Source organism: Kitasatospora sp. MAA4 (genome assembly GCF_029893355.1).
GTDB lineage: Bacteria > Actinomycetota > Actinomycetes > Streptomycetales > Streptomycetaceae > Kitasatospora.
The window spans coordinates 134467-142069 of sequence record NZ_JARZAI010000010.1 but is presented as its reverse complement, the minus strand read 5'-3'; the positions used below and the strand labels follow the sequence as shown (position 1 = coordinate 142069).

Genomic DNA, 7603 nt, shown 5'->3' with positions numbered 1-7603 from the left:
CCCGATCCGCTCAGCAGCACGGTCAGCCCGCGTCGGCTGCTGCCCTCCACGCGGAGCGGAGCTGTGCGCCGACGTCGCCGGCCTGGCGGAGACCCGCTCGGTAGGCCGGTTCCCAAGCTGCCAGGTCGCCCGCGTCCGAGCCGAAAGCGTGCACGGAGGCCGGGTCGGGTCCGATGGTCACCACGGTGTCTGCCGCTACGGCCGCCAGCTGCTGGTTGAGTGGCTCGCGGGGGACCAGGTGGGCCATCGGCTCGACCACGACCAGCGTGCGGGCGCCGGCCGCGAGGTCGGCGTTGGGGCCCGCGCGCAACGCACCGTCCATGTACCGCCGGCCGTCGACGGCGACCGGCGGCGCGGCTCCGGGGAAGGCGCTGCTCGCCGCCACCGCGTGCACCAGCGGCACGCCGCTGTCGCGGTCCCACACCACGGGCTCACCGGTGGTCGCGTCCACGGCGGTGATCAGCAGTCGTCGCTCCGGCCACGCGTCCGCACCGATCAGGGCAGCGCGCCCCGCGATCAGTGCCTCCTCGGCCTGGGGGTCGGCGCCGTCGAGCGCCAGGCGGCCGACGCGACGCCTGGCCTCGCCGGGTTCCAGGCTGCGGTCGCCGAGTACGGCGAACACTGCGCCCCTTCGCCCGGGGTCGGCCTTGACCCGGTGAGCGGCTGGGCGGGCCGAAGAAGCGAGCCGCCCCGGGTCCTGCCCGGTGGCGAGTAGCGCTCCGACGATCGCGCCGGCCGATGTGCCGACGATCAGGTCGGCCGCGCCCAGGTCCACGCCGTCGCGGCGCAGCCCGGAGGCCAGTCCGGCCATCCAGGCGGTGCCGACGTGACTTCCGGGGCCCAGGACGAGTGCTCGGTCGAAGGTGTGCATGGTGGTCTCCCCTCGTTGTTGAAACAGTCGTACCATATACTCGCCGATACTGTTTCAACTCCGATTCGCCGAGGGGAGATCCACCGTGGGGCGACCAGCAGATCCCGCCCGTCGCGAGCGCACGCTGGCGCGGGCGACCGACTACGTGCTGGCGCACGGCTTGGCCGGCCTGAGCCTGCGACCACTGGCCGCAGCCCTCGACACCAGCCCTCGGATGCTGCTCTACGACTTCGGCAGCAAGCAGGAGTTGGTCGCGGCGGTCCTCGCCGAGGCCCGTCGCCGGGGCGCGGTGCGCGTGGCCGAGCACCTTCCGCCAACGACGGGCTCGGTGCAGGAGCGGCTGCGTGGCATCTGGGCGTGGATGAGCGCGGACGAACGTGCGCCGTTCGTCCGGCTGTTCTTCGAGGTGCACGCCGACGGCCTGGTCCACCCCGAGAACTACCCCGACCAGGGCCAGGCGATCACTGACTGGTTCGACACGCTCGGCGCCACCTTCCGCGACGTCTCCAGCGGTCCGGACGACACCGTCACGCCCACGTTGGTCATGGCCGTTGTCCGGGGTCTGCTGTTCGATCTCACAGCAACCGGCGACCGCCACCGCACCGATCGTGCGCTGGACCGCTTCGCTGAGCTCCTGAAGCAGTAGGAAGCATTAGGAAGCAGTAGGGCGCGGGTCGTAGCCTCGTATGCTGGCGCCCATGGTGACATTGGAGCGGCTGCGAGCCGACCATGAGGCTGCCCTGCTGGAGTTCGAGCGGGACAACCGCGCGTACTTCGCACGCTCCATCCCGGATCGCGGGGACGCGTTCTTCGCCGAGTTCGCCGCCCGCTACCGTGCCCTGCTCGCCGACCAGGACACCGGCTCCGACCACTTCCACGTCGTCGTGGACGACCGGGGAGACCTGATCGGCCGGGTGAATCTCATGAACGTGCAGGACGGGGTCGCCGAACTCGGCTACCGGATCGCCGAGCGCGCCGTCGGCCGGGGCGTGGCCACAGCCGCTGTCGGGGAAGTGTGCCGCTTGGCCGCCGCGGCCTACGGGCTCGACGCCCTCACCGCGAGAACCACGCTCGACAACCTGGCCTCGGCGGCCGTGCTCACCCGTAACGGGTTCGCCGTCGTGGGCGACATCAGCATCAACGGCCGCCCTGGCCTGCGCCATCACCGCTCACTGGCGGCTCGGTAAAAGGGTTGGGCGGCTACGGCTCCTCATGCGTCTGCTGCACGCCGTCCAGGTCGTCGGCGTAGTGCTCGATCGCCCGCCGGTAGTCCTGCACGCGGCGGTCACTGCTGGTGGCGGTCAGCGTCTTCAACAGCAGCCGCATCGCCTCGCGGCCCTCACCGTCGTTGTACAGCGCCATGGCCAGGAAAGTCCGCAGCGCCGGATCGTCCGGGAACTCCTCCAGTCCGCAGCGCAGAGTCTGCACGGCTGCCCTGTAGGAACCCAGGACCCGGTGAGTGCTCCCCAGCCCCAGAAAGGCCCCGTGACGATCCTTCGGAGACAGGCCCGCACCGCCCAGGGCCCGCTCGTAGAACGGGACGGCTTCGCGCTCCAGGCCGAGAACATCGTGTGCCCAGGCGGTCTGGTAGGCGATCTCGACATCCTCGGGATACTGCTCGGTCAGCTCCATCAACTGTTCCCGCGCCTGCCCAGCCTGTCCCTGTTCCCGCAACTGCACCGCTCGCGTCAGCGCCGCGGCCCTCTCGTGATCATCGCTCATGCCGCCCTACGGTGGCACACCGTACCCGATCGGCAAAGCAGCGCCTGTGCCCACCAGCCGGACCATTCCGCGCGAGCTCTTGGTCAATGTCAGAACACGTGGTGGCAAGCGAATGCCGAACGGCCACGCAGGTGCGGTCAGCGCCGGCACCGCGACGCCGGCCGCGCTGACATCACCGCCCCGAACGGGCACGTAGACCCGTTGGTTTCACGCTGGGGTGACCGCCGCCGGTCGGGCACCTGGAGGCAAGTGGTGCTGTCCACCTCTTGAGGAGTAAGACAACTCGTCAGTAACCTCTGGCTGCGGCGTGGCCGAGCAGCGGTCCCGCGCTCACGGAGGTGGGAGGCGGAGGGTATGCGCAGAGTGGTGCTCACAGCGGCGGCGGTGGTGCTGCTGGTCGAGTCGCTGGTGCTCGGACTCGTCGGGCTGATCATGGGTGTCGCGGCCAGCCGGCAGCACATGTCGATCGGCGGGCTCTCCAGCTCCAGGATGGCCATGGGCTCCTGGATCGGTCAGGGGGCTCTGGCCGTCTTCCTGCTGGTCTGCGCCGTGCTGGTGGCGCTCTCGGCCGGGCGCACGGAGGTGCGGCCGGCCGTGCGGATCCTGCTGCTCGTCTGCGCGGTCTTCAACGCAGTGCTGGCCGCCCTGGCCGTCGCGCTGTCCGGCTGGGCGTCCTTCGGGCTGCTCATCGTGCTGACGGGTGTACTGGTGCTGGCGGTCATGCTGGCCTACGGGCGCCCCGTCCTGACGGAGGGATCGCCAGCGCAGCGGTAACCCCTGCGCTGCTGCACCCCCACACCGCCGACGGGCCCGCCGCTGCTTCGCGACTGCCTCGGCCGGTCTCGACGTCATGTGTCGGTGCCTCCTGCCAGGATTCATGGATGACCTCACCGGACAGCCTGCTCACCGCTCCTGACGATCAGCCGCGCGCCCTTCTCCTGGAGTTGGTCGGCGCCATCGAGCCGTGGGACGACCTGGAACGCACCCATCTCAGGACCGCTGCGCAATGGATCGCCGGGGGAGCTCCGCTCTACCGGGTGCGCAAACCGGATGTTCCGGCGATGCACTTGGTGAGCTACTTCGTGGTCCTCGACGGCTCGCGCGGGCAGCTGCTGCTTGTCGCGCACCGCAAGGCGGGCCTGTGGCTCCCGGCCGGCGGACACGTCGAGCCCGGTGAGGATCCGTGGGCCGCCGTGGTCCGCGAATGCCATGAGGAGCTGGGCATCGAGGCCGTGGCATCGCCGATCACCGGCGAGCATCCCCTCTTCCTCACCGTCACCCGAACCCGGGGACAGGGCGCACACACCGACGTCTCGCTCTGGTACCTCCTCGATGCCGGCGCGGAGTCCATCACCTCCTACGACCAGGACGAGTTCGACGCCATCCGGTGGCTGTCAGCCGAGCAGGTACTTGAACAGCCGGACGAGCTGCTCGATCCCCATATGCACCGCTTCACCCGCAAGCTGCAGCATGCCCGGAGAACAAGGCATCGCAGGTAGCTCGTGGAGGAGTGTTGATCGGGCCTCCGTGGGGCTGGCCCAACTAACCTGAGGACGGCCCCCGCGGGCCCGATCGAGGAGGAGCATGCGTCGGTACCGGAACTAGCGGACAACCGCGCCGTCCGTCACCCGACAGAGCGGCGATGACCCGCGCGCACTCCATCGCCTCGGCATGCGTCGTGTCCACCTCCACGTCGTAGAACACGCTTTCGTGGACCGCATCCGCCTGTGACGCGGCCATCCCGGTGACCCGATCGCCTCGTGCGACCTCGCGGCCGGCCGCAACCGCGCTCTCGCACCTGACACCGACCCACAGCACCTGCAGCCCGCCCAGAGCCTTCTGCCACCGCTGCTGGGACGCCGCTCCACCGAGGAAGACCTCGTCGACGATGACCCGGGCGCCCGCACGTGCCATCGCGGCGATCCCCTCGATCCACGCCGCTTCCAGCGCCCGGAACTCCGCCCCGACGAGCACCCCGCCATCCGGACCGAACTCGATCCCCGCATCAGACGCCCGCATGGACGCGGGCATCGCCTGGATCAGCCCGTCGACCCCGAAGGCCAGCCACGGATCCGGCAGGACCGCTTGCAGGCACCGGGCGATCCCCGACTTCCCCGAGCTGGAGCCACCGTTGAGAACGATCATCCGAGTCATCACCGCGCCACAGTACGGGCCCCGGAGCAACGATCGACACGGATTTCGATGAACGCGGCGATCTGTCGGACGCGAAGCGGGAGCGGGCAGGGGCCCGACGAGTTACTGGATGCAACTTGCTCAGCTGCGGATCAGCGACAGCAGCAGCGCGTGGGTCTTGGCGTCGGCGGCCGCCAGGAGTCCGCGGCTGGACGGTCCGAGTGGGGCGCCTTCGATGTCGGTGACGGTGCAGCCGGCGGCGCGGCAGAGGGCGATACCTGCGGCGAAGTGGACGCTTGCGGAGAGGTCGCCGCCGTCGGTGACGTAGGCGGCGCGCCGGTCGGCGGCGACCCAGGCCAGGGCCAGCGTGGTGGAGACGACGCGCGGGCGGAAGTGCTCAGCGAATCCGGGGTGGGCCAGCAGGTTGACGGCGCGGAAGGCGGGTGCGCTCGGGAACGGCGGGTCCAGGTTGACGTCCACCAGCCGAGTGGCGGACGTGGGAGCCAGCAGCGCCTCGGTGCCGCCGGGCCGCCGCACCCTGGCGGTCTCGCCGTCCGTGAAGAAGACCTCGCCGCTGAACGGGTCGGCCACCGCCGCGGGCCCGTCGCGCAGCGCCACGTTGACGGCCACCAGGTGGTTGCCGACGGCGTAGTTCAGCGTGCCGCACAGGGGGTCGACCAGCCACTGGCGCGCAGTCTCGGTGCCGCCCTGCTGCCCACCCTCCTCGCCGAGCACCGCGTCCTGGGGTCGTGCGGAGCGGATGACGCCGAGGATCGCCTGCTCGGCCTCGATGTCGGCGGCGGTGGCGAAGTCCCCAGCGCCCTTGTCGATGCGGGGGAGTCGCCGGCCGTACATGCTGCGCACCACCTCCGCGCCCGCGCGCGCCGCCGCTGTCGCGACCCCGGTATCGTCAAGGCCAGCAGGTGAGTTGATCATGTCGTGCAGCGTACCGGCCGGCGGGCACCCGGTTGCGGGGAGCGGGGTGCCCGCCGTTCAGGTCCTCATCCGGCGCTACATCGGGCGGCGGAAGCCGTAGACGGCGAGGGTTGCGCCTGCCGCGGCGATGATGCCGCCGAACAGCAGCGCCGGCAGCACGTCACCGGCGCCGGGGATGCCGAGGGCCAGGGCGCGGGTGGCGTTGATCGCGTACGTCAGCGGGTTGACCCGGGCCACCGCGCCCAGCCAGGCGGGCAGGTCGGCGATCGGGATGTAGGCGCTGGAGGCGAACATCATCGGGAGCACCGCGATGATCGCGAGGTTCTGCATCGGCTCGGCCCGCCGCAGCCAGGCGCCCGCCGCGATGAACGCCCAGCCGAGCGACCAGCTGATGAACAGTGTCAGCCCGACCGAGGCCGCCACCTGCGCCAGGCCGCCGTGCGGCGAGTAGCCGAGCACGGTGACGGCCAGCACCAGGATGATGACCGCCTGGACGGCGCTGCGCACCAGGTTCGCGATGCTCCGGGCGATCAGCAGCGAGCTGGGGACGATCGGCAGCGAGCGCAGTCGGGCGACGATCCCGTTCTTCAGGTCCTCGACCAGGCCGACCCCGGACTGCACGGCGGACTGCACGGCGTTGTCGATCAGGACGGCCGGCAGGACGAAGTCCAGGTAGCTGATGCCGGCGGGGAAGTGCGGCGGCGGACCCATCTTGCTGAAGACCTGGGTCAGCATGAAGAGCACGATCACCGGTTGCAGCAGCCCGAACAGCACCACGCCCGGGTCGGTCACCAGCGCGCGCAGCGAGCGCCCGGTGAGTACCCGGATCTGGTGGAACATCGAACTGCCGTCCCACTGCGGGATGCTGGGGGTTGAGGTGGTCGTGGTGGTGGCGCTCATACGGTTGCTCCCAGGGCGAGGGACGGGGAGGCGAGCCGGGCGGGCTGCTCGGCCAGGGTGAGGTAGACGTCGTCGAGGCTCGGTTCGCCGAAGGACAGCTCGGCGGCCTCGATCCCGACGTTGTCCAGGGCCCTGACCACGGCCGCGATGTCCCGCGAGGCCGCGATCGGGATGACGATCGCGCCGTCCTGGCGGCCCGTCACCGGCTCCATGGCGGCCTCGCGCAGAGCAGCCACGGCGAGGGCCGGATCGTCGGCGCCGTCGAGGGTGACGGTCACGGTGCGCTGGCCGACACTGGCCTTGAGCTCCGCCGCGGTGCCGCTGGCGATCACGGCTCCGGAGGACAGTACGGTGATCGAGTCCGCCAACCGGTCGGCCTCGTCCAGGTACTGGGTGGTGAGCAGGACGGTGGTGCCCTCGGCCACCAGGCCCTCCACGATCTCCCAGAGGTTGATCCGGCTGGACGGGTCGAGGCCGGTGGTCGGCTCGTCCAGGAAGATCACCTCCGGGTGGCCGACCAGGCTCGCGGCGAGGTCGAGGCGCCTGCGCAGGCCGCCGGAGTAGGTCTGGGCCCGGCGGGTCGCGACCTCGCCGAGCGCGAACAGCTCCAGCAGCTCGTCGGCCCGGGCTCGGGCGGCCTTGCGGCCGGCGCCGAGCAGCCGGGCCAGCAGGACGAGGTTCTCCCGTCCACTCAGCTGGCCGTCGACCGAGGCGAACTGGCCGGTGAGGCCTATGCGTTGACGGATCTCCCGGGGCCGGCTGGCGACGTCGAACCCGGCGACGGCGGCCCGTCCCGAGGTGGGCGGCAGGGCGGCGGTGAGGATGCCGACCAGGGTGGTCTTGCCCGCGCCGTTGTGGCCGAGCAGGGCCAGCACGGTCCCTCGGCGCGCCGAGATGCTCACGGAGTCCAGCGCGCGCACGGTGCCGTACACCTTGCTCACCTCGTGGGCCTCGATCATGACCTCCGACGGGGGAGGTGCGGTGAGCCTGGTCATGGGTGATCTCCTACAGTCCAGAGGCAGAGAGAGGGCCTGTCCAACT

General features: G+C 70.9%; 10 protein-coding genes. 4 read left to right on the top strand and 6 right to left on the bottom strand.

The genetic code is table 11. From position 1 onward, the window contains the following. Positions 1–22 precede the first annotated feature (22 nt). Positions 23–871, bottom strand: a complete 849-nt coding sequence (locus P3T37_RS15870; protein WP_280724290.1) for a patatin-like phospholipase family protein — start codon at positions 869–871, stop codon at positions 23–25. 85 nt (positions 872–956) lie between these two features. On the opposite strand from P3T37_RS15870, the gene P3T37_RS15865 reads away from it, so the two are divergent. Continuing rightward, positions 957–1517 (top strand): TetR/AcrR family transcriptional regulator, encoded by a 561-nt coding sequence (locus P3T37_RS15865; RefSeq protein ID WP_280724289.1) that lies wholly within the window; start codon positions 957–959, stop codon positions 1515–1517. Between the two features lie 52 nt (positions 1518–1569). Next, a complete protein-coding gene (locus tag P3T37_RS15860; protein WP_280724288.1) occupies positions 1570–2058 on the top strand; it encodes a GNAT family N-acetyltransferase in 489 nt (162 codons plus the stop codon). Between the two features lie 13 nt (positions 2059–2071). On the opposite strand, the gene P3T37_RS15855 is transcribed toward P3T37_RS15860, so the two are convergent. Next, entirely contained in the window at positions 2072–2593 is a 522-nt protein-coding gene (locus tag P3T37_RS15855; protein WP_280724287.1) for a tetratricopeptide repeat protein, read from the bottom strand. 354 nt (positions 2594–2947) lie between these two features. On the opposite strand from P3T37_RS15855, the gene P3T37_RS15850 reads away from it, so the two are divergent. Further along, a complete protein-coding gene (locus P3T37_RS15850; protein ID WP_280724286.1) occupies positions 2948–3367 on the top strand; it encodes a hypothetical protein in 420 nt (139 codons plus the stop codon). Between the two features lie 107 nt (positions 3368–3474). After that, positions 3475–4092 carry an NUDIX domain-containing protein gene (locus tag P3T37_RS15845; protein ID WP_280724285.1) on the top strand — a complete coding sequence of 206 codons (618 nt, stop codon included), beginning with the start codon at positions 3475–3477 and terminating at the stop codon, positions 4090–4092. A gap of 43 nt (positions 4093–4135) precedes the next feature. Here P3T37_RS15845 and cpt read toward each other — a convergent pair whose 3' ends face one another. From cpt to P3T37_RS15825, 4 genes are all read right to left on the bottom strand, one after another. Further along, complete coding sequence (cpt, locus tag P3T37_RS15840) at positions 4136–4738, bottom strand: chloramphenicol phosphotransferase CPT (RefSeq protein ID WP_280724284.1); 603 nt, start codon at positions 4736–4738, stop codon at positions 4136–4138. A gap of 129 nt (positions 4739–4867) precedes the next feature. Further along, on the bottom strand, positions 4868–5662 hold the full coding sequence (locus tag P3T37_RS15835) for an inositol monophosphatase family protein (protein WP_280724283.1): 795 nt from the start codon (positions 5660–5662) through the stop codon (positions 4868–4870). 75 nt (positions 5663–5737) lie between these two features. Further along, entirely contained in the window at positions 5738–6562 is an 825-nt protein-coding gene (locus tag P3T37_RS15830) for an ABC transporter permease (protein ID WP_280724282.1), read from the bottom strand. Continuing rightward, a complete protein-coding gene (locus tag P3T37_RS15825) occupies positions 6559–7557 on the bottom strand; it encodes an ATP-binding cassette domain-containing protein (RefSeq protein ID WP_280724281.1) in 999 nt (332 codons plus the stop codon). The genes P3T37_RS15830 and P3T37_RS15825 overlap by 4 nt, the downstream gene beginning before the upstream one ends. Positions 7558–7603: the final 46 nt, after the last annotated feature.